At 67.5% G+C, this 20,857-nt stretch carries 19 protein-coding genes; 8 read left to right on the top strand and 11 right to left on the bottom strand.

The annotated features are described in order from the left end of the window. Positions 1–76 precede the first annotated feature (76 nt). Together OHB12_RS30520 and OHB12_RS30515 are read left to right on the top strand one after the other, a co-directional pair. Positions 77–628, top strand: coding sequence for a MarR family winged helix-turn-helix transcriptional regulator (locus OHB12_RS30520; protein ID WP_327113108.1), 552 nt, complete (start codon positions 77–79; stop codon positions 626–628). 260 nt (positions 629–888) lie between these two features. Further along, a complete protein-coding gene (locus OHB12_RS30515) occupies positions 889–1,932 on the top strand; it encodes an Hsp70 family protein (protein WP_327113106.1) in 1,044 nt (347 codons plus the stop codon). A gap of 31 nt (positions 1,933–1,963) precedes the next feature. Here the strand turns inward: OHB12_RS30515 and OHB12_RS30510 are convergent, their stop codons facing one another. From OHB12_RS30510 to OHB12_RS30485, 6 genes are all read right to left on the bottom strand, one after another. Next, positions 1,964–2,791: an enoyl-CoA hydratase gene (locus OHB12_RS30510; protein WP_327113104.1), complete on the bottom strand. Its 828-nt coding sequence runs from the start codon at positions 2,789–2,791 to the stop codon at positions 1,964–1,966. 2 nt (positions 2,792–2,793) lie between these two features. Next, positions 2,794–3,687 carry a 3-hydroxyisobutyrate dehydrogenase gene (gene mmsB / locus OHB12_RS30505; RefSeq protein ID WP_327113102.1) on the bottom strand — a complete coding sequence of 298 codons (894 nt, stop codon included), beginning with the start codon at positions 3,685–3,687 and terminating at the stop codon, positions 2,794–2,796. Then, positions 3,684–4,751 carry an enoyl-CoA hydratase/isomerase family protein gene (locus tag OHB12_RS30500; protein ID WP_327113100.1) on the bottom strand — a complete coding sequence of 356 codons (1,068 nt, stop codon included), beginning with the start codon at positions 4,749–4,751 and terminating at the stop codon, positions 3,684–3,686. The genes mmsB and OHB12_RS30500 overlap by 4 nt, the downstream gene beginning before the upstream one ends. Before the next feature lie 112 nt (positions 4,752–4,863). Then, positions 4,864–6,003 carry an isobutyryl-CoA dehydrogenase gene (locus tag OHB12_RS30495; RefSeq protein WP_327113098.1) on the bottom strand — a complete coding sequence of 380 codons (1,140 nt, stop codon included), beginning with the start codon at positions 6,001–6,003 and terminating at the stop codon, positions 4,864–4,866. 3 nt (positions 6,004–6,006) lie between these two features. Further along, positions 6,007–7,539 (bottom strand): CoA-acylating methylmalonate-semialdehyde dehydrogenase, encoded by a 1,533-nt coding sequence (locus tag OHB12_RS30490; protein WP_327113096.1) that lies wholly within the window; start codon positions 7,537–7,539, stop codon positions 6,007–6,009. A gap of 326 nt (positions 7,540–7,865) precedes the next feature. After that, positions 7,866–8,816, bottom strand: coding sequence for a DUF2157 domain-containing protein (locus OHB12_RS30485; protein WP_327113094.1), 951 nt, complete (start codon positions 8,814–8,816; stop codon positions 7,866–7,868). A gap of 215 nt (positions 8,817–9,031) precedes the next feature. Here OHB12_RS30485 and icmF point away from each other — a divergent pair, with 215 nt between their 5' ends. Then, positions 9,032–12,250, top strand: a complete 3,219-nt coding sequence (gene icmF / locus OHB12_RS30480) for a fused isobutyryl-CoA mutase/GTPase IcmF (protein WP_327113092.1) — start codon at positions 9,032–9,034, stop codon at positions 12,248–12,250. Positions 12,251–12,271: 21 nt separating this feature from the next. Here icmF and OHB12_RS30475 read toward each other — a convergent pair whose 3' ends face one another. Further along, positions 12,272–12,673 carry a Dabb family protein gene (locus OHB12_RS30475; RefSeq protein WP_327113090.1) on the bottom strand — a complete coding sequence of 134 codons (402 nt, stop codon included), beginning with the start codon at positions 12,671–12,673 and terminating at the stop codon, positions 12,272–12,274. Positions 12,674–12,784: 111 nt separating this feature from the next. Between OHB12_RS30475 and OHB12_RS30470 the strand changes: the two genes are divergently transcribed. Together OHB12_RS30470 and OHB12_RS30465 are read left to right on the top strand one after the other, a co-directional pair. Further along, entirely contained in the window at positions 12,785–13,414 is a 630-nt protein-coding gene (locus OHB12_RS30470) for a TetR/AcrR family transcriptional regulator (protein ID WP_327113088.1), read from the top strand. A 193-nt stretch (positions 13,415–13,607) separates the two neighbouring features. Next, entirely contained in the window at positions 13,608–14,015 is a 408-nt protein-coding gene (locus tag OHB12_RS30465) for a DUF3224 domain-containing protein (RefSeq protein WP_327113086.1), read from the top strand. Here OHB12_RS30465 and OHB12_RS30460 read toward each other — a convergent pair. Continuing rightward, a complete protein-coding gene (locus tag OHB12_RS30460; RefSeq protein WP_327113084.1) occupies positions 14,000–14,806 on the bottom strand; it encodes a helical backbone metal receptor in 807 nt (268 codons plus the stop codon). The two genes, OHB12_RS30465 and OHB12_RS30460, sit on opposite strands and share 16 nt — an antisense overlap. Before the next feature lie 69 nt (positions 14,807–14,875). Then, a complete protein-coding gene (locus OHB12_RS30455; RefSeq protein WP_327113082.1) occupies positions 14,876–15,139 on the bottom strand; it encodes a hypothetical protein in 264 nt (87 codons plus the stop codon). Positions 15,140–15,175: 36 nt separating this feature from the next. Here OHB12_RS30455 and OHB12_RS30450 point away from each other — a divergent pair, with 36 nt between their 5' ends. Then, the gene (locus tag OHB12_RS30450; RefSeq protein ID WP_442799885.1) at positions 15,176–15,550 is read left to right on the top strand and encodes an LIC_13387 family protein; all 375 of its coding nucleotides are present in this window, start codon (positions 15,176–15,178) and stop codon (positions 15,548–15,550) included. 374 nt (positions 15,551–15,924) lie between these two features. Here the strand turns inward: OHB12_RS30450 and OHB12_RS30445 are convergent, their stop codons facing one another. Together OHB12_RS30445 and OHB12_RS30440 are read right to left on the bottom strand one after the other, a co-directional pair. Continuing rightward, complete coding sequence (locus OHB12_RS30445; protein ID WP_327113078.1) at positions 15,925–16,695, bottom strand: SWIM zinc finger family protein; 771 nt, start codon at positions 16,693–16,695, stop codon at positions 15,925–15,927. Continuing rightward, positions 16,692–19,577 carry a DEAD/DEAH box helicase gene (locus tag OHB12_RS30440; protein ID WP_327113076.1) on the bottom strand — a complete coding sequence of 962 codons (2,886 nt, stop codon included), beginning with the start codon at positions 19,575–19,577 and terminating at the stop codon, positions 16,692–16,694. The genes OHB12_RS30445 and OHB12_RS30440 overlap by 4 nt, the downstream gene beginning before the upstream one ends. Positions 19,578–19,718: 141 nt before the next feature. On the opposite strand from OHB12_RS30440, the gene OHB12_RS30435 reads away from it, so the two are divergent. Continuing rightward, the gene (locus tag OHB12_RS30435; RefSeq protein WP_327113074.1) at positions 19,719–20,081 is read left to right on the top strand and encodes a hypothetical protein; all 363 of its coding nucleotides are present in this window, start codon (positions 19,719–19,721) and stop codon (positions 20,079–20,081) included. 65 nt (positions 20,082–20,146) lie between these two features. Next, on the top strand, positions 20,147–20,854 hold the full coding sequence (locus OHB12_RS30430) for an HNH endonuclease family protein (RefSeq protein WP_327113072.1): 708 nt from the start codon (positions 20,147–20,149) through the stop codon (positions 20,852–20,854). Positions 20,855–20,857: the final 3 nt, after the last annotated feature.

The following is a 20,857-nucleotide window of genomic DNA, read 5'->3' as shown; positions in this document are numbered from 1 at the left end:
AGCGTTGTGCTCACGGTGATCCGAAGCCACACTGGATGTCCCTGACCGGTGCGCGCTCGCATGGAATGATCGAAACATGTCTCGGCCACGCCCGCTTCCACTCGACCCGATCGAGGAGGCCCACCGTCAGTGGGTCGGCCACGGCTGGGGGGACGTCGCCGATGGCATGGCCGCGGTGACATCCCTCGTACGGGCTCAGCAAATTGTCATGGCGCGGGTCGACGAGGCACTGAAACCGACCGGCCTGACCTTCTCCCGCTACGAGCTGCTCATGCTGCTCGCCTTCAGCAAGACCGGCACACTGCCGATGGCAAAGGCCAGCGCACGATTGCAGGTGCACCCGACCAGCGTGACCAACACCGTCGACCGCCTGGAGGCCGCGAAGCTCGTCGAGCGGGTGCCACACCCCAGCGACCGGCGCGCGACCTTGATCGAGATCACCGATGCCGGAAGGGAATTGGTGGCGAAGGCAACCGAGGATCTCAACACCAGGGTCTTCGCGGTACCCGGGCTCCCGCCGAATCGGCTACACACCCTGCTGCAACTGTTAGCGGAATTCCGCCACGCTGCGGGCGATTTCGACACCGGCGAAGGGACAGCGCGCTGGTCGGCAACCGGCGCGGAATGAGACGCCATACCGGTCGGTCGCATAGTGGGCGTGGCCGGACGAAGCCCGTCCGTAGCCTCGCGCCGGGCCGAACGTCGACCGAGGCAGCGCACTTTCAGCGCAGCCGGACGAAGTCTGTCCGTAGCCCCGCGCCGGGCCGAACGAAGGCGAGGCCGCGTACTGCGATGGTGCGACCGAGAAGTGACGGCCGGGCATCCAACTAGCGAATTGCCGGGCACGCCGTCTTGGCATCGAGAGCGAAAGGGTCCACCATGTAATTCATGGTGCTGGTCTTGGGGGTATCGGCGGGCGCTGGTGGCGCTCGCGCGGTGCTGACGCATTCCGATCAGCCCCATCTACCCCCGATCGATCACTGTCAGGTTCCTCGACGCGCGGGCGGCGGCGTCGATGAGCCGGTCTTCGAGGCAATCCGCCAGATGAACGGCGCCGCCGACCGGCGCGACGAGTTGATCTCCGTAATGGCCGTGACCTGCCGTTGTCCGCTGCATGCCGACACGATCCGGGCGGGCGCCGACGGCAGGCGGGTCACCATCGTCGACGAACCGCTCGCCCAGCTGCGCTATCTCCGCTTCACCGGGCAACTCCCGGACAGCGGTTCGGTGATCCTGTACGACCTGGGCAGCTCCGGGCTGACCATCACCCACGCCCACTGCCGCACCGACACAATCCTGTCCAGCAAGCGGAGCACGGTGCTCGGCGGCGACGGCTACGACGCGCTGCTGCGCTGGCGGCTCGCCCGCGGCGGCGTGCTCACCGACAAGCCGACCAGCCGACACCACCGCGAGGAACTGAGCAGCGCCAGAGTGGTCACGGCCATCGACACCAGCACCGGCGGCCGGGTTGTGTTGACCCGCAGCGACCTCGCCGAACTGTGCGCGGCGGGCATCCATCACTCGGCGTCCTTCGTGCGCCAGATCATCGAGGAGGCCGGGGTCCGGCCCGAGGCCATGGTGCTACTCGGCGGCTGCACCCGAAACCCCAGCATCCGCGAGGAACTGGCCGAGCTGGTCGATCTCCCGATCATCTACGACCCGGAGCCGGACTACATCTCGGCGCGTGGCGCCGTCCTGTTGGCCGCCGAACGACCGAGCGGCGATGTCCGAATGGCCAGGGCCCGCTGCGGCGCCACGCTGGTTCCGGCCACCGTCAACCGCCGCAAACTCATCGCGGCGGTCGCGGTCACCGTCGCCCTCTGCGCCACCATCGCCGGTCTGCTCGCCACGAACAAGGGCTCGACCAGGCCGGAGGAAGGCGCGCCGACGCCGGTCGAAATCATCGCTCCCACCCCCACGCCCTTCGGATAACTATGAGCCGACACGGCTCAGCACATCCGACTCAGCGGTTGGTGAACTTCGCCGGACGCTTCTCCACGAAGGCGCTCATGCCTTCCTTCTGGTCTTCGATCGCGAAGAGCGAGTGGAAGACCCGGCGTTCGAAGCGCAGCCCCTCGGCCAGCGTGGTCTCGAAGGAGCGGTTCACCGCCTCCTTCGCGATCATCGTGACCGGCAGCGACATCGACGAGATCGTCTCGGCGACCTCGAGCGCGGTGTCGAGCAACTCGGCTGCGGGCACGACACGCGAGACAAGCCCGGCGCGCTCCGCCTCCTCGGCGTCCATATTGCGCCCGGTGAGCACCAGATCCATCGCCTTGGCCTTGCCGATCGCGCGAGTCAGGCGCTGTGAGCCGCCGATTCCGGGGATGACGCCGAGCTTGATCTCCGGCTGCCCGAACTTCGCGGTGTCCGCCGCGAGCAGGATGTCGCAGATCATGGCCAGCTCACAGCCGCCGCCGAGCGCGTAGCCCGCGACCGCGGCGATGGTGGGCTTGCGGAACTGCGCCAAACGGTCCCAGCGGGCGAAGTAGTCGTTCAGGAACATATCCATGTACGACTTGGGCTGCATCTCCTTGATGTCGGCGCCCGCGGCGAAGGCCCGCTCCGACCCGGTGATCACGATGGCGCCGATCTCGTCGTCGTGCTCCAGCTCGTCGAGCGCGGCGATGACGTCGTCGAGGACCTGTGCGTTCAGTGCGTTCAGCGCCTTGGGGCGGTTCAGCGTGATCCAACCGACCCGGCCCTTGCGCTCCAGCAGAATCGTCTCGAAGTCGGGTCCTCCCGTCACCCGGCTGCCACTCCCCACCGAATCGCCTCGCGATGCGTCCATCTTCAGGCACCCTCTTCGTCGGAACGGTTACGGATATCGGTGACGATAGCCGAGAAGTCCCGCCCGGCGTCCGTCTGGTTGAACCGGGCGTAGATCTCGGCGGCGAGCAATCCGAGTTGACCGTCGATGCTGTTTTCCCGCAACGCATTCGCTGCCAGACCGAGGTCCTTTGTCATCAGCGCGGTGGCGAAACCGGGCCGGTAGTCGTTGTTGGCCGGGCTGGTCGGCACCGGACCGGGAACCGGACAGTAGCTGGTCAGCGCCCAGCTCTGACCGGAGGCGGTGGAGACCACGTCGAAGAAGGACTGATGGCTCAGCCCCAGCTTCTCGCCGAGCACCAGCGACTCCGACAGTGCGATCATCGAGATGCCCAGCAGCATGTTGTTGCAGATCTTCGCCGCCTGGCCGACACCGGAGCCGCCGCAGTGCACCACCTTGCCGCCCATCACCTCGAGCACCGGCAGCGCGTCGGCGAAGTCGTCGGCGCCACCGCCGACCATGAAAGTCAGCGTTCCCGCCGCGGCGCCCGCGACACCGCCGGACACCGGGGCGTCCAGCGCGCGATGCCCGGCGGCCATGGTGAGTTCGGCCGCGGACTTGGCGTCGGCCACGTCGATGGTGGAGCAGTCGATGAACAGCGTGCCCGGCTTCGCGGCCGCGAGCAGCTCGGCGTACACATCGAGGACGAGTTTGCCGTTGGGCAGCATGGTGATCACGATGTCGGCGTCGGCCGCCTGCGAGGCTGCGCCGACCACGGTGGCTCCGTCCCGCTCGGCCTGGTCCCGCGCGGCGGGCACGGGATCGAAGGCGAGCACCTCGTAGCCGGCCCGCACCAGGTTGGCCGCCATCGGAGCGCCCATGTGGCCGAGGCCGAGGAAACCGATCTTTTCGCTCATTGCGCCACCTCCGGGGTCACCAGACCCAGTTCCAGCTCGCCCAGTTCGGCGAAGTATGTGTCTACCTGCGCGTCTGTTACCTCGGCGACGGCCGGGGGCGACCACCGCGGGTTACGGTCCTTGTCGATCACCTGGGCGCGGATGCCCTCGACCAGATCATGCGACGACAGCGACGCGATGGACACGCGGTACTCCTCGTTCAGGACCGCCTCCAGGCTCGGCGCGGTCCGCGCCGCCCGCAGCGACCTCAGCGTGACCTTCAGCGCGACCGGCGATTTCGACAGCATCTCGGCGGCCGCCGCCTGCGCCTCGGGTGCTTCATGCCCTTGCAGGCGCGCGACGATTTCCTCGACCGTGTCGGTGCGGTAGCAGGCTTCGATCCAATCCGACCTCGCTACCAGCGCGGACTCCGGTGCATCCGTGGCGAATTTGGCGATCGCGATATCGGCGCTCTCGGTGCGCAGGGTCTCCAGCAGGGCGGGGAGATGTTCGGAGGCGACGAAATAGTCGGCGAAGCCCGCCGCGATCGCATCACCCGCGGTCATCCGTGCGGTGGTCAGCGCGACGTGCGTGCCGATCTCGCCTGGGGTACGAGCGAGCAGATAGGTGCCGCCGACGTCCGGCACGAAGCCGATGCCCACCTCCGGCATGCCGATCTTGGATCGCTCGGTGACGATGCGGTGACTGCCGTGCCCGGAGAGGCCGACGCCGCCGCCCATCACGATGCCGTCCATCACCACCACGTAAGGCTTCGGGTAGCGGCCGATCAGCGCGTTGAGTACGTATTCGTCGCGCCAGAACCGACCGGTCGCCGAATCAGCGGTGGTGGCACCGCTTTTCGCGTCGCGGTGAATGGCGACGATGTCGCCGCCCGCGCACAGACCGCGTTCGCCCGCACCGGTGACGACTACGGTGCGTACCGCGCTGTCGTCCGCCCAAGCCCGCAGCGCGTCCGTAATGGCAAGGGCCATGGAATGATTCAATGCATTGATGACCTTCGGCCGGTTCAGCGTGATGAGGCCGAGCCCGTCGCGTCGCTCGATCAGAACTTCCGGTTCGGTCATGCTGTTCCCTTTCCGGCGTGAGCGGAGTCCTCCGTGGTCACGCTGCGCTGCCACCTCCGGGCCTGACCACTCATGACCGAGCGATGCTCGGCTGCGCCCATTGTTCGCTCGCTCATGCCGCTCCTACCACCGAGCGGGCGACAACCACCCGCATGATTTCGTTGGTGCCCTCGAGGATCTGGTGCACCCGCAGATCCCGGACGATCTTCTCCAGGCCGTACTCGGCCAGGTAGCCGTAGCCGCCGTGCAGCTGAAGTGCCTTGTTGGCCACCTCGAAACCGGCGTCGGTGGCGAATCGCTTCGCCATGGCGCACAGCTCGACCTTGTCCGGCTCGTCGGCGTCCAGCGCCCACGCGGCCCGCCACAGCAACGTCCGAGCGGCCTCCAATTCGGTACGCATATCGGCGAGTTCGAATTGCAGCGCTTGATTCTTCAGCAGCGGCATCCCGAACGCGTGCCGCTCGGCCAGATACGGCACCGTTTTGTCCAGCGCCGCCTGGGCGCCGCCGACCGAACAGGCGGCGATGTTGAGCCGACCGCCGTTGAGCCCGTTCATCGCGATGTGGAAGCCGTCGCCCTCCGCGCCGAGCAGGTTCGCCGCCGGAATCCTGGCGTCGGTGAAGATCACCTGGCGGGTCGGTTGGGCGTTCCACCCCATCTTCTTCTCGTTGGCGCCGAAGGAGACGCCCGGTGTGTCGGCGGGCACGATGAACGCCGAGATCCCCCGCGCCCCCGCATCCCCGGTGCGCGCCATGACGACGTAGACGTCGGTGGCGCCCGCGCCGGAGATGAACTGCTTGGCGCCATTGAAGATGTAGTCGTCGCCGTCGCGGACGGCCTTGGTGCTCAAGGCCGCCGCGTCCGAGCCGACGCCAGGCTCGGTGAGCGCGTAGCTGGCCAGCAGTTCCATCGTGGTCAGCCGCGGTAGCCAGCGGTTGCGCTGTTCGTCGTCGCCGTAGCCGTCGATCATCCACGCCGCCATGTTGTGGATGGAGATGTAGGCGGCGATGGCCGGGCAGCCGGTAGCCAGCTGCTCGAAGATCCGCACGGCGTCGAGCCTGCGCAGACCCGAGCCGCCCACGTCCTCACGCACGTAGATGCCGCCGAGGCCGAGCGGACCTGCCTTGCGCAGCACGTCGACCGGGAAGTGCTTCCGCTCGTCCCATTCCAGCGCGTTCGGGGCGAGGAACTCGTCGGCGAATCCGCGCGCGGTGTCGCGGATCGCCTTCTCGTCGGCGTCTAGTAGGAACATTCGTCAGTCCATCGTCGGTATGACAAAGGCGTTGGGCACGGAGCCTGCAAAGCGCTCTACCGGTACGGCTCGCCGCACGCTTGCGGGCCAACGCTGGGTCACCGTCTTGGTCTTGGTGTAGAAGCGGATCGAGTCCGGTCCGTGCTGGTTCAGGTCGCCGAAGCCGGACCGCTTCCAGCCGCCGAAGGTGTAGTACGCGATCGGAACCGGAATCGGGACGTTGATGCCGACCATGCCGACCTGCACGCGCGCGGCGAAATCACGGGCGGTGTCGCCGTCCCTGGTGAAGATCGCGACACCGTTGCCGTACTCGTGCTCGTTGGCGAGGCGTAGTCCCTCCTCGTAGTCCTTGGCGCGGACCACGGTGAGCACCGGACCGAAGATCTCCTCACGGTATATCCGCATCGCCGGGGTGACCTTGTCGAACAGCGTCGCGCCGACGAAGTAGCCGTCTTCGGCGCCCTGCACCACCAGTCCGCGTCCGTCCACCACCAGCTCGGCCCCCTCATCGAGGCCGACCTGGACGTAATTGTTCACCCGGTGCACGCCGTCCTTGCCGACCAGCGGACCGTAGTCGGCGCCGGGGTCGTCGGAACGACCGACGTTCAGCTTGTGCACCCGCTCGGTCAGCTTGGCCACCAGGCGGTCCGCGGTCTCCTCGCCGACCGGGACGGCCACCGAGATGGCCATGCAGCGCTCGCCCGCGGAACCGTAGCCTGCGCCGATCAGCTGATCGGCGACGTCGTCGAGGTCGGCGTCCGGCATCACAATCGCGTGGTTCTTCGCGCCGCCGAAGCACTGGGCGCGCTTGCCGTTCGCGGTCGCCATCTCGTAGATGTACTGCGCGATCGGGGTGGAGCCGACGAAGCCGACGGCTTTGATCCGCGGATCGTGCAGCAGCGTGTCGACGGCTTCCTTGCCCCCGTTGACGACGTTGAACACACCGGCGGGCAGACCGGCCTCGAGGAACAACTCGGCCAGCCGCAGTGGCACCGAGGGGTCACGCTCGGACGGCTTGAGCACGAATGCGTTGCCGGTGGCCAGCGCGGGACCGGCCTTCCACAGCGGGATCATGGCCGGAAAGTTGAACGGGGTGATGCCCGCGACGACACCGAGCGGCTGACGCATCGAGTAGACGTCGATGCCGGTGCCCGCCCCCTCCGTGTACTCGCCCTTGAGCAGGTGCGGGATGCCGGTGGCGAATTCGACGACCTCGAGACCGCGTTGGATGTCGCCCTTGGCGTCGGCGATGGTCTTGCCGTGCTCGGAGGACAGCAGAGCCGCGAGCGAATCCATTTCGTTCTGCACCAGAGTCAGGAACTTCATCAGCACGCGCGCCCGCTTCTGCGGGTTGAACGCGGCCCACTCCGGCTGCGCCGCCTCTGCGTTGGCGATGACCGCCTCCACCTCGGACTTGCTCGCCAGCGGCACCCGCGCCTGCACCTGACCGAGGTTGGGGTCGAAGACGTCGCCGAAGTTGCCGGACGTGCCCGGCACATGCTGTCCGCCGATGAAATGAGTGAGCTCGCGAACCATGCCAGTCCTGTTCTGTAGCGGATCGGGACACCGCCATGCGGTATACGGTCATCCTATAGTTGGATGTCCAAGCATTAACAGGTTGTTCACCGCGATGTGATCCATCCCACGCATCGGACCGTCTACGAGGGGGACACGGCTGCGGCACGGCGGAGAAGACCCCCGCCGCGCACCACGCGACAGGCGCTTGATGGACGCAGCCGGACGAAGGCCGCCCGCCCGCGCCGGGCCGAGCACACGCTCGAGGCAGCCGCTTATGCGCCGGGCCGAGCGCAGGCTCGAGGCAGCCGCTTATGCGCCGGGCCGAGCGCAGGCGAGGAAGCCGCCTAGCTGGGCTTTTTTTGCGATCGAGTGAGCTGGAACGCGCCGATGGCGAGCGTGATCGCGCCGATCGCCACGACCACGGCCGCCGCGCCGAGCGCGTCGTCCGTCCATTCGGAGACCGCCTCACCCGCGGCCAAGGCGATCGACACCCCACCACCGATGACGAGCACCGCCGACCGCTCGGTCGCATACAACGCGAAGCAGACGAGCGCGACCAGCGCCGTGAGCCCATAGGCCCAAATCCGACCCTCGACGTCGATGCTCTGCGCAGCCGCGACAGAGGTGACGATCGCGATCAGGTATCCGGCCCATTTTTCGAACAGAGCGCCGATTCCGGTCAGCGCGAACCACGCCCCACCGAGCAGCAGCACGGCTACGCTGCCCCACACGTCGTCGAGGTCGAATACATCGGTGAGCATCCCCGCGACGGCCGCAGGCACGAAGCAGGCGCAGACGAGCATGCCGAGCACCGAAGGCAGCGCGAGGTAGCCGAGCACCGCAACCACCGCCCCCGCCGTGCAAGCGAAAACCCAAGCGGCATCGATACTTCCGTCCTCGAACGCGGTGCCGACGGCCGCGGCGAGTGCGACGGAAGCAAGGGCGAACAGCACCGTCGCAAGCCTGGCGCGCGGGCTGTGCACGCTCGGGCGGGTGAACAACGCACCCGCGAGCAGGATTCCGCCGAACAGGAGACCGGCCGCGACGACGGCGAGCACCCCCACCCTGACCGGCCGGCCGAGGTCCTCCCATGACGAGGCCAGCACCAGGAAGATCCCGCCGAACAGCAGACCGGCCCCGAGATAAGCGGCGATCTCGGCGAGCACCTTCCCACGTGTCAGCACCGACGCGCGTTCGACAGCAAGCGCCGCGAGCACGGCGTCGGCCTGTTCCTGAGACAGCACACCGTCCGCAACCAGCCGCCCTACCGCGGCCCCCGCCCTGTCGTCGCTCACCACTCGCCCAGTATGCGACGTTGATGGCAGCGTTCACGGCGCTGTGTATTCACGGCCGCGGGAAGCCGCACGCTGTGTTGGTTTGCCAGCGCCTGCGGCGCTGGGTGTTCACGAAGCCCAGGGGAGCCACCTCATCTGGCGATGTGATTGCCATCACCGTAGAATTACTTTGACGTCCTAGTATCGGGCGGCATTGAACTCGCCGGAGGAATCCAGTGGCCGACCGCAGCGCGCTCTACACGCCTATCCACCCCGTTCGCTTCGTCACCTCCGCCGCTCTGTTCGACGGGCACGACGCGGCGATCAACATCATGCGCCGCATCCTGCAGAACCAAGGCGCGGAGGTGATTCACCTCGGCCACAATCGCGCGGTCAGCGAAGTGGTCGATGCGGTGCTCACCGAAGACGTGCAGGGTGTCGCGGTCAGCTCCTACCAGGGCGGGCACGTCGAATACTTCGAATATCTGGCCGACGCACTGAAAAAGGCCGGAGCGGAACGGGTCCGGATATTCGGCGGCGGCGGTGGCGTGATCGTCGCCGAGGAGATCGCGCGTCTGGCCGAATCCGGTGTGACCATCTTCTCTCCCGAGGACGGACAGCGGTTCGGCCTTCCCGGCATGATCAATCGGCTGATTCGCGCCTGCGACGTCGATCCGGCCGCCGACCCACCGGTGCTGGACGCGGTGCTCACCGGTGAGCGCGCCGCCCTGGCCCGTGCCATCACCTGCCTGCAACAGGACACGCTGCCGGAAGCCGACCGGCAGACCCTGACTGCCGCCGCCGCGGCGCGCACCGTGCCGGTGCTCGGCATCACCGGTACCGGCGGGTCCGGAAAGTCGTCGCTCACCGACGAATTGGTGCGCAGGCTGCGCTCGGATCAACAGGACAAACTGCGGGTCGCAATCCTCGCGGTGGATCCGACCCGGCGGCGCGGCGGCGGCGCGCTGCTCGGCGACCGCATCCGGATGAACGCACTCGACGGCGAACACATTTTCTTCCGCTCACTGGCCACCCGCGGCGGACGGGAACTGCCGGACAACATCGATCTGATCGTCACCGCCTGCAAGGCAGCGGGATACGACCTGGTCATCCTGGAGACGCCCGGCATCGGCCAGGGGGACGCCGCCGTGACCGATCACGTCGATGTGTCGATGTACGTCATGACGCCCGAGTTCGGCGCCGCCTCCCAGCTCGAGAAGATCGACATGCTCGATTACGCGGACGTGGTGGTGATCAACAAATTCGAGCGCCGCGGGGCCGCGGACGCACTGCGTGACGTCGCCAGGCAGCTGATCCGCAATCGAGAAGAGTTCAGCGCGGCCCCGGAGGACATGCCCGTCTTCGGCACCAGCGCGGCGACGTTCAACGACGACGGAGTGACGGCCCTCTACCAGCACCTGACCAGCCTGCTCGCGGGCCGCGGCATGCGGCTGGAGCCTGGTGTGCTGCCCAGGGTGAACACCCGCACCTCCACCCGCTTCGCCCAGATCATCCCGCCCGCACGCGTGCGCTACCTGGCCGAGATCGCCGAGACCGTCCGCGCCTACCACGCCGAGACGGCGACACAGATCCTCGCCGCGCAACGCCTGCAACGATTCGAACAGGTAGCGGCGGAATTGCCCGACGACACCGCCGTCGCCGAACTGGCCGAACGCGCCCGCGCCGATCTCACCCCGGAGAATGTCGCGCTGCTGACCGAGTGGCCCGCGTTGGCCGACTCCTATCGCGGCGACGAGCAGGTGGTGCGCGTGCGCCTCCAGGAGATCCACACCCCACTGCGCAGGGAAACGCTGTCCGGCAATTCGATTCCGCGAGTCGCGTTGCCCCGCTACACCGATCACGGTGAGCTGCTGAGATTCCTCCGCGCCGAGCACCTGCCCGGACGATTCCCGTTCACGGCGGGGGTGTTCCTGTTCAAGCGAGACAACGAGGATCCGGCGCGGATGTTCGCGGGCGAGGGCGATCCGTTCCGCACGAATCGCCGCTTCAAGGTGCTCAGCGAACATTCCGACGCGAAAAGGCTGTCCACCGCGTTCGACTCGGTGACGCTCTACGGTCACGACCCCGCCGAGCGCCCCGATATCTACGGCAAGGTCGGCACGTCCGGGGTGTCGATCGCCTCACTCGACGACATGAAGGCGCTCTACGACGGCTTCGATCTGACCGCACCGACCACTTCGGTGTCGATGACCATCAACGGACCGGCACCGACCATCCTGGCGTACTTCCTCAACACCGCCATCGACCAGGCGCTGGACGGCTTCGCGCTCGTGAAGGGAAGGCAACCGACCGACGACGAAGCGGCGGGTATCCGAGCGCAGGCGCTCGCCACGGTGCGCGGCACGGTGCAGGCCGACATCCTCAAAGAGGATCAGGGGCAGAACACCTGCATCTTCTCCACGGAATTCAGTTTGCGCATGATGGCCGATATCCAGGAATGGTTCGTGCGCAACGGCGTTCGCAACTTCTACTCGGTGTCGATTTCCGGATACCACATCGCTGAGGCGGGCGCGAACCCGATCAGTCAGCTGGCGTTCACCTTGGCCAACGGATTCACCTATGTGGAGGCGTATCTCGCACGCGGCATGCGGATCGACGACTTCGCGCCGAATCTGTCGTTCTTCTTCTCCAACGGCATGGACCCGGAGTACTCGGTCATCGGCCGGGTAGCTCGGCGTATCTGGTCCGTCGCCATGCGCGACCACTACGGCGCCAACGAGCGGTCGCAGAAGCTGAAGTACCACATCCAGACCTCCGGCCGCTCGCTGCACGCGCAGGAGATGAGCTTCAACGACATTCGCACCACCTTGCAGGCGCTGATCGCGCTCTACGACAACTGCAACAGCCTGCACACCAACGCCTACGACGAGGCGGTGACCACGCCGACCGAGGAATCGGTGCGCCGCGCGCTGGCTATCCAGCTCATCATCAACCGCGAGTGGGGCGTCGCGATGAACGAGAATCCGCTGCAGGGCAGCTTTCTCGTCGACGAGCTCACCGACCTGGTCGAGGAGGCCGTGCTGACCGAGTTCGACCGGATCAGCGAACGCGGTGGCGTGCTCGGCGCCATGGAGACCGGTTACCAGCGCGGTAAGATCCAGGACGAGTCGATGCGCTACGAACAGCGCAAGCACGACGGCTCGCTGCCGATCATCGGCGTCAACACCTTCCGCAATCCGCACGGCGAGCCGCATCGGGAGATCGAGTTGGCGCGCGGCACCGAGGCGGAGAAGCAGTCCCAGCTTGCGCGGGTCCGCGAGTTCCAGCATCGGCACCGCGATGCCGCCCATGCCGCCCATGCCCGCCTCGATGCCGTCGCCCGCACCGATGACAACATCTTCGAGGTGCTGATGGACGCTGCCCGCGTGTGCACCCTGCAGCAGATCACCGACGCATTCTTCACTGTCGGCGGGCAGTATCGCCGCAACGTGTGAGGCCCGAAAGTGGCTGAGCCGTCAGAAGATCCGCACTTCGGGGACGCTGTCCATCAGCTGGGCCCACTCCGGGTACGCGGCGAGCTTTGCCTCATGCAACGCCATGATCTTGTCGCGCAACTCGGGATCGGACTCGTCGGCGACGTCGGGACCGATCGCGATCTTCGCGACGTGCGGGATGATCCGTGGATCGCCGTCGAGGTGGACCGGGTCGTGCAGGTACCGCTCCAGCGCCGCCAGATCTTCGATGCCGACGCAGTAGGCGTGGGTCAACCCTTCGGACGCGTCGCCCAGGTTTTGGCCGACCGTCGAGAACGACACCGACTCGACCGACGCGGTGCGCCGCATCGTCGCGAGTACCTCCGCCTTCTGCTCCTCGGTGGTCTCCTCACGGAAGCCGAAGCGCAACAGGTGAACGATCATGAACTCCTCCTCTGATTGAACTGGCAAGTTCAATCTAGAGAACTATCTGGTTGATACACAAGGATGAACCAGTAAGTTCATTTCTGGGTCCGAAGGCAGTAGCATGCAGGGGTGACGGGAACAACGGCGGCCCGAGGCCGTATCGACAAACGGCAGGCGATCCTGGATGTCGCGTTCACCGTCTTCGCCCGGCGCGGCTACGACAAGGCCTGTGTGCAGGAGATCGCCGACGAAGCGGGTGTCGCCAAGCCGACGGTCTACAACCACCTCACCGACAAGCAGACGCTGTTCGAGCACGCGGTACTGGCCGCGGCCGACGCGGTGGCCGCGCAGACCCTCGCGATCGTGGACGAACTGCGCGAGCCAGGCGAGGATCTCGCGCCGGTCCTGACCGACGTGGCGTACCGCTTACTCCAGGTGTGCGCATGCGATCGCTCCCGCGCGCTGCGCGCCCTCACCTACGCCCAGCTCGCGGCGTTCCCCGACCTCGTCGACATGGTTCTCACCCGCACCTCGCGGAACATCGCCGAGTCGATGGCCGATCGGCTGGCCCGGCTCGCACTCGCGGGCAAGCTGCGCGTCACCGAACCGGCCGAGGCCGCAGAGCAACTACTCGCCCTGCTCACCGCCCCCCTGGAGGCACGCTCGCGCCTCGGCACCCGCGCGATACCCGACGCCGAACTCCGTGACATCGCCGAATCCGCGATCCGCATCTTCCTGTCGGCGTATGGGTGCCGCTGATTTTCGGACCCACCCCACGCCGAGCGTGTGGCAATCGCCGGGCAGACCGTCGGCGCGGTTGGGACGGTCGACGGAGAACTCGCACTGCCCCGGGCCGGCGCGGGGGGGCGTCGACCTGGGCGGACTACCGCGAGCTCGGCGGAGCGCGCCGCAGCCGCCGATGTTGTCGGGGTCCGTCGTTACGATCCGACACATGAAAGCGACTGGCACCTTTTCTGTAACATCCTTCGTTCCGACCGAGGTGGTACCAGATCCGACGATCAGCACAGCGCTGCCGGTCGGCGTGGCGATCATCACCAAGGAGTTCGGCGGCGAGATCACCGGCCGCTCCTCGACGCTGTTCACCGCCGCATTCGACCAGAGCACCGGCGTGGGCACCTACGTGGCGATGGAGTCGTTCGACGGTGCACTCAACGGCGCGGAGGGCACTTTCAACTTCTCCCACCTCGCGACCACCACGGGCTCGGACCGCACCGACGAGTTCTTCACCATCGTCCCGAGCAGCGGCACCGGCGCCCTCGCGGGCATCACCGGCACGGGCGGGCTGCGGGCGGACACCGACGGCACCCACCACATCTGGTTCGACTACGAACTCGGCTGATCCGGTCGGCGTGCGCGGGCCAACTGCGCGGCAAGGATGGGTCGGGCCGTGGCCAGCGACCGCCCGTACCAGGTGAGGGCGCGACCATCCACCAAGGCGACCGCGGTATCCGGGAAAGCTTCAGGACCGTCGAATTCGGTGAAGACATAGGGCTCGTCGGGGAGCACGGCGATGTCGACGCCATTGATCAGTTCAGCCTCGGTGACGTGGGGATAACGGTCCGGGAGGTCGGTGTGCACCAGCCGCAGGCCGAGACGGCGTGCGAGATCTCCGGTGAAGGTGTCCCGGCCGACCACCATCCACGGGTTGCGCCAGATCGGGATGACGGCAGCGCGTGCAGGTTCGGGTGACGGTGGCGCCCAGGAGGATTCTGCCTCGATGAGCCAGGACGGGATGCCGACTCCGAGCGCCACCGTGCAGAGCCTTGCGAGTGAGACCATGGCCTCGTCTATGGATTCGATCTTGGTGACCCACACCGGGATTCCCGCGTCGCGCAGGCGTTCGACGTCGACACGGCGGTTTTCCTCCTTGTTGCACAGCACCAAGTCCGGGGCCAGCTCGACGATGCGCCGCACGTCCGGATTCTTGGTTCCTCGGACTCGTTCGACATCCAGATCGATGGGGTGGGTACACCATTTCGTGGCCGCGATAAGGATTTCCGGGCAGGTGCGCGCCACCGCCTCGGTCAACGAAGGGAGCAGAGACACCACTCGGCGCGGGGGTGCACGAAGGGCCACGGGGGTTGCGAGGTCGTCGCGCGGTGGGGTCGCCGACCCGGTCGGATCGCTCATGCCTTCACCTCGCCAGCGCTCGGTCCCGCCAGGACCGAGCGCTGGTCGGCCGTACCTGTCGTTCGCTCGCTACGCTCGCTCATGGCACACCCACCTGGCCAACTCGCGCAACTCGTCCGGCGGCACCGGGGGCAGCATGTCGCCCGCCCCGAGCACCAGCAAATAGAGGATCTGTGCGGTCTGTCGCGCGTCGGCATCGGTATACCCGTTCTCTAGCAACAGAGTTCGCAGATACCCGAGCCGGGCGGCGTCGACCCGCTCTTTGGCTGCCTCGGCGAGCGGGTCGTCCAGCGCCCCAGGCGCGGACCGCCACTTCGAGCCGCGCCGGTGCATCGTCCTCCAGCACCAGATCGATGAGCAGTTCCAGGCGTGCGCGGGCGTCCGATCGTGGCGTGGACGCTTCCACCTCGCGGATATAGCGGGCGGTGTGCACCTCTTCGAAATACCCGAGCAGCGCGGCCTTGTAGCCGGTCGATATTCGACAAAGGCAGGCAGGTGACCGTGTTCGGGCTCAGCACCGGTTACAGCGTCGGCATGGGCCTGCTCGGGTTGCTGTTCGGGTTGTTGGTCATCGTCGCGGTACGCGCGGCACCCCAGCTGATCGCGCGGTGGTCACCGTTCAACTGGGTGTGCGCGGTGGCTGCGGGCGGCATGTTCTGGATTGCCTGCCTGCACTTACCCGAGCCCGTGATCGCGGTGACCGGGATCGCTACCGTGTGCTTCACAGCGGTGCTGATCGCCTGAGATTCCGCGCGCCCGAGCACTACCGAAGTTCGGTGTAAGGGCAGCGGGCGGGCGATCTTGGGGCAGTTCCGCATCGGGCTCGGCGGCGGGAGACTTAGAAAGGCACTCGGCGTCGGGAAGTCCCGGTCCCACTTGCTTCGCCGGACTCGATCCCGCCCCGAAAGTCCGGACGCAGCCGCCGGCCCCGATGCCGGGTGCCATCCAAGTCGCTCATGACTGCGTACTCGGCCCTCCGGTTCACTCGCTGCGCTCGGCTGCGTCCATGGTTCACTCGCTGCGCTCGGCTGCGTCCATGGTTCACTCGCTGCGCTCGGCTGCGTCCATGGTTCACTCGCTGCGCTCGGCTGCGTCCATGGTTCACTCGCTGCGCTCGCTCACGAGTCGAACAGGCGATAGACCGCGGTGAGTTCGCGCAGACCGGTCGCGGCGATCGACTCCTCGGCCGCGGTCATCCGTAGCGCCCTGCGCAGCAGCACCTGATCCAGATCCTCGGTGGCCGCACGGAATTCGACTTTTGGCAGGTCCGGCAAGTTTGCATGGTCTCCGTACGGGTCACCTGATTCGACGATGGACTGCGCCTCGCGTTCGATGCTGCCGATCAGCGTGTCCAAGTCGAGGCCGCGCAGGGTGAGGATCTCGCGTGGGCGTTCGTCGAGCCGCTCGGCCAGCAGATAGCAGACTGCGGCCACGTGCTTGCACGGCCAGCCCGGGTCCGGGCAGGTGCAGGTGAAGTCCAGATCCGCAGCGGTGGTTGGCAACAGCAGCGGCCCGAGACCGGTGGGCAATGCGCCAGAAGCGATTTCGGCGAGCATGCCCGGCGCCGACCGGATGGTCTCGATGATCAGCTCCAGCTCGTCCTCGCGCACATGGCGGACAGTGAACACCGCGGTGAACGGACGCGGCTGGCTACCCTGGACTTCCGCGGTTACCGCGCCCGGCTCGATCCGGTAGCTCACCACCTGGCCGGACCGCGCGTAATTGCGGCCGCGTGCCAGACGCCCCGGCTCTGCCATCCGCTCCACCGATTCGATCAGGGCCCTGCCCCACCAGGTACGCCCGAACGCGCCGCGACGGCTGCGTGCCTCGACCCCGCCGCGCACCGGCAGCTTCTTGCCGAACTCGCTGTAATCGACGAAAGGACTCATTCGCCCACCGCCTCGGCGCCGAGCGCGAAGAGGTCGCGCAGTTCGTCGGTGCTCAGCTCCGTGATCCAGTTCTCCCCTGCACCGACGGCCAAGTCGGCGAGCTGCCGCTTACCGTTGATCATTTCGTCGATTCGCTCCTCGATGGTGTCGACGCAGACCAGTTTGCGCACCTGGACGTTGCGCTGCTGCCCGATCCGGAAGGCTCGATCGGTGGCCTGGTTCTCCACCGCGGGATTCCACCAGCGGTCCAAGTGGACGACGTGGTTGGCGGCGGTGAGATTGAGCCCGGTGCCACCGGCCTTGAGCGACAACAGCATCAGCGGCGGACCGTCCGGCTGCTGGAACCGGGTGACCATGCTGTCGCGCTTCTTCTTCGGCACGCCGCCGTGCAGGAAAGGGATGTCGGTGCCGAACCGCTCGGCGAGATAGGGCGCGACGAGTTCACCGAACTCGCGGAACTGGGTGAACAGCAATGCCTTCTCACCATCGGCGAACACCGCGTCGAGCACGTCTTCGACGAGGGCGAGTTTGCCGGATCGGTGGGCGCCGCGATGCAGCACGCCAGACCCGTCGCCGAGGAAGTGCGCGGGATGATTGCACACCTGCTTGAGCCTGGTGAGCGCGCCGAGGACGGCGCCTTTGCGTGCCATGCCCTTCGCGTCCCTGATCTTGGCGAGCATGTCGTCGACCACGGCTTGGTAGAGCGCGGCCTGCTCGACGGTGAGGTTGGCCCGCACCGTCATCTCCATTTTCTCCGGCAGATCGCTGATCACCGCGGGATCGGTCTTCACCCGGCGCAGCACGAACGGCTGGGTGAGCCAGCGCAGACGACTGATCGCGTTCGGGTCGCGCTCGCGTTCGATGGGTACCGCGAAGCGCGCGCGGAACGACTGCGGGCTGCCGAGCACCTTGGGCATCGCGAAATCCATGATCGAGCGCAGCTCTTCCAACCGGTTCTCCACCGGAGTCCCGGTGAGCGCCAGCCGATGCCGCGCGGGCAGCGTACGCGCCGCCCGAGCCTGCCTGGTCCCCGCGTTCTTGATGTGCTGCGCCTCGTCCAGCACGATCCGATCCCACTGCTGCCTACCGAGTTCCTCGACGTCGCGGGCGAGCAGCGCGTAGGTCGTGATCACCAGATCGGCCACGGCGACCATCTCGTCGAATTCGACGCCCACCCGCCGTCCCGCGCCGTGATGCACCCACACACGCAGATCCGGCGCGAACCGCTCCGCCTCTCGCTGCCAGTTGCCGACCACCGACATCGGGCACACCAGCAGCGTCGGCCCCTCCGCGCGCGCCTGCTCGGCCGCCGGTCGCGGGCCGGGCAGTGCGGACTTGCCACGGCGCGCCTCGTCGAGTGAGACCTCCACGCCATCGGAAACCGAGCGCACCTCCCGCTCGTGCATCAGCAGGGCCAGCACCTGGACGGTCTTGCCGAGTCCCATGTCGTCGGCCAGTATCGCGCCGAGACCCATGCGACTCATGGTGGCCAGCCAGGCGAGGCCGCGTTCTTGGTAGGGCCGCAGCTGGGCCTTCAATCCGATCGGCGAGGCGACCGGTTCCGGCTCGCGGGCGTGGTCGAGCAGGTCGGCAGCCCAGCCCGAGGCGGTCACCTCGGTGATCGGTACCTGCTCCACGCGCCCGCTCGCGATCTCGCCGAGCATGTCGGCGAAGGTGACCGGGGAATCGTCGGTGTGCGCGGCGACATAGCGGGCCGCGGCGGCGAGCACCTTGTGGTCCGCCTGCACCCACTCGCCGCGCAACTGGACCAGATCGGATTTGCCGCGCACGAGTTGGTCCATCTCCGCCGCGGTCAGCACGGTGCCGCCGAGCGCGAGCTCCCAGCGGTAGGAGACGAGACCGCGCATCCCGACGGTGCTCTCGGCGGCGGGCACCGAGCTGTCCACCCGCAGCCGCATGGTCGGCTCCGCGATGCTCCACGCGCGCGGAAGCAGCAGCCGGACGCCCGCGGCCTGCAGGGCGTGCGCGCCGTGCGCCACCAGGTCGACGACCACCTCGGTCGGCAGCAGCAGATCCATGCTGCGCGGATCGCTCGGCAGATCGCGTAGCCTCGGATACGCCCGCTGCGCCTCGCCGAGCTTCTCCACCGCGATCCGGACAAGGTTCGGATCACCTTGCAGCGGAACGGTTTTCGGTGCCTCACCGGTTATGCGCAGGCATACCTCCAGCCGCCACAACGCCACCGACTCGTCGACGGTGCCGAATTCGCCGTCCGGCTCGAGCAAGCGCAGCACCAGATCCGGTTCGTCACCGGTGAGGCTGGCCCGCCAGCGCTCGAGGACCTCGGCCAGCTGATAGCTGCCGCCGTCCAACGGAACGTCACCGACCAAGGCGGCAAGCAGGGGATGCGACGAATCGGGCAGGCCTACCAGCACGCGCGCGATCGGGTCGGTGAGTTCGGTGACCATATCGTCCAGCAGCGCGCCCGGACGTCCGGGCACCCGCAGGGCCTGTGGCATGGCGGCCGCCAGTTCGGCAAGCCAGGCGCGCTGCCGCTCCCCGCCGACCAGCCGCCAGCGCACCCACCACTGGCCGTCCTCCCTGCGCAGTTCCGGCACGACCCGTCCGGCGCGCACCCAGCGTTCGACGCCGTGCGCCACATGGGCGAGGAAGCGGAGATCCCCCGACACCACGTCGGCGGGCAGCCGCTGCCGCAAGACCACCGCGGCCGCGGAGGGCGCCATCGCATGCGCGCGGACCCGCTCGGTCGCGGATCCCCCCGGGCCGGGAACCATGACCTCGGCTCGATGCCGGAACTTCGAGGTCCGCAGCACGCCGCCGAGCGGGTCGGGCAGCGCGGTGACCGGCGCGTCGTGCCAGAGCAGCAACCCGGATCCCGGCGACCACAGACCGTGCAGCATCAGCCCATCCAATCAAACGGGTCCGACATCGTCGCTGCTCCGCCCGTCTGGATTTCTGGGCGCGAGCGGAACATACTGGAATATCCGCTGGTCATCGCAGAAGAATCGCAGCTTGCTGTCAACGGAAGCGGAGGAAGCGGCATGACGATTCTGCTCCAGGTTCTCGAGCAAAGCTTCACGCCGACAACCCCGTGGGAGCGGCGCAAATTCACCTTTGTGCACGCCGACAAGATCGTCGGTATGCGGCTCGACGGGCAGTCCGGCGTGTGGCTGGACCTGTCGCGGCCCGGTGAATCCCAGCGTCTGGCTCGAACCATCGATCCGCGTGACGCGATCACCTTCCTGCTCACCACCTTCGCGAAGATCGCCGAGTGCGAGGAGCGCGGCGGCTCGTGGCTGATCGGGCACGATGGGGCGCACACCGAATCGATCTCGGCCACACGGTTCCCACCGCGGGCGAGCCAGGTCGCCGACGACGATCTACTCGCCCGCGCCTGGTTGTGAGGTCGAGGGCGCTTCTCGCCTGACGAGTTCCTCGAATGTCGGTCCCTGCCGGTATATCTGGCGTCATGGGTGCGGACATTCGTCGGTGGCTCGTTGGCGCTCTGGTCGCGGCGCTCGCGCTCTGTGGGTGCGCGGAACTCGACACGGGTGCGGTGGCCCCCGCGCCGGGCAGCCCCACACACGTCGAACTCGAGCGCCTGCTCGCCGCCGTCCGGGTGATCCCGGAACGGCCGCATCCCGGAGGATACGACCGTGGCTGCAAGGCCGGCCAGGGATGCGTGTTCGGCCCGACCTGGACCGACGACAACGACGGCCCTGGTGGGCACGACGGCTGCGACACCCGCAACAACGTGTTGAGCAAGCAGCTCATCGAGGTGGATTACCGACCACACACCGGCGAATGCGTCGTGGTCAGCGGCGTCTTGCACGACCCGTACACCAGCAGACGGATCACCTTCGCGAAGGCCGAGGCGAACGCGGTGCAGGTCGACCACGTGTACCCGCTGGCCGCCGCCTGGGACATGGGCGCCGCGTTCTGGCCGATCGCGCGCCGGGTCCGCTTCGCCAACGACCTGGACGTCTCCCTGCTGGCCACCGACGGACCGACCAATCAGGCAAAGGGCGACAAGACACCGTCGGAATGGCTGCCACCGTCCCGCGCGAGCCACTGCTTCTACGCGGGCCGGTATCTCACCGCGGCCGCGCGGTACGACCTGCCGCTGACCGCCGCCGATTACGCGGTACTGCAGGACATCGCTCGCGGCTGCCGGTGACGC

The sequence above is a fragment of the Nocardia sp. NBC_01730 genome (genome assembly GCF_035920445.1).
Classification (GTDB): Bacteria; Actinomycetota; Actinomycetes; order Mycobacteriales; family Mycobacteriaceae; genus Nocardia.
The sequence above is the reverse complement of the archived record's forward strand: the minus strand, read 5'-3'. Positions and strand labels throughout refer to the sequence as shown.

Coding starts and splice junctions, on each gene's coding strand:
- OHB12_RS30520 (WP_327113108.1), top strand. CDS start 77: ATGTCTCGGCCACGCCCGCTTCCACTCGACCCGATCGAGGAGGCCCAC.
- OHB12_RS30515 (WP_327113106.1), top strand. CDS start 889: ATGGTGCTGGTCTTGGGGGTATCGGCGGGCGCTGGTGGCGCTCGCGCG.
- OHB12_RS30510 (WP_327113104.1), bottom strand. CDS start 2,791: ATGGACGCATCGCGAGGCGATTCGGTGGGGAGTGGCAGCCGGGTGACG.
- mmsB (WP_327113102.1), bottom strand. CDS start 3,687: ATGAGCGAAAAGATCGGTTTCCTCGGCCTCGGCCACATGGGCGCTCCG.
- OHB12_RS30500 (WP_327113100.1), bottom strand. CDS start 4,751: ATGACCGAACCGGAAGTTCTGATCGAGCGACGCGACGGGCTCGGCCTC.
- OHB12_RS30495 (WP_327113098.1), bottom strand. CDS start 6,003: ATGTTCCTACTAGACGCCGACGAGAAGGCGATCCGCGACACCGCGCGC.
- OHB12_RS30490 (WP_327113096.1), bottom strand. CDS start 7,539: ATGGTTCGCGAGCTCACTCATTTCATCGGCGGACAGCATGTGCCGGGC.
- OHB12_RS30475 (WP_327113090.1), bottom strand. CDS start 12,673: ATGATCGTTCACCTGTTGCGCTTCGGCTTCCGTGAGGAGACCACCGAG.
- OHB12_RS30465 (WP_327113086.1), top strand. CDS start 13,608: ATGAAAGCGACTGGCACCTTTTCTGTAACATCCTTCGTTCCGACCGAG.
- OHB12_RS30460 (WP_327113084.1), bottom strand. CDS start 14,806: ATGAGCGATCCGACCGGGTCGGCGACCCCACCGCGCGACGACCTCGCA.
- OHB12_RS30455 (WP_327113082.1), bottom strand. CDS start 15,139: ATGCACCGGCGCGGCTCGAAGTGGCGGTCCGCGCCTGGGGCGCTGGAC.
- OHB12_RS30445 (WP_327113078.1), bottom strand. CDS start 16,695: ATGAGTCCTTTCGTCGATTACAGCGAGTTCGGCAAGAAGCTGCCGGTG.
- OHB12_RS30440 (WP_327113076.1), bottom strand. CDS start 19,577: ATGCTGCACGGTCTGTGGTCGCCGGGATCCGGGTTGCTGCTCTGGCAC.
- OHB12_RS30435 (WP_327113074.1), top strand. CDS start 19,719: ATGACGATTCTGCTCCAGGTTCTCGAGCAAAGCTTCACGCCGACAACC.
- OHB12_RS30430 (WP_327113072.1), top strand. CDS start 20,147: ATGGGTGCGGACATTCGTCGGTGGCTCGTTGGCGCTCTGGTCGCGGCG.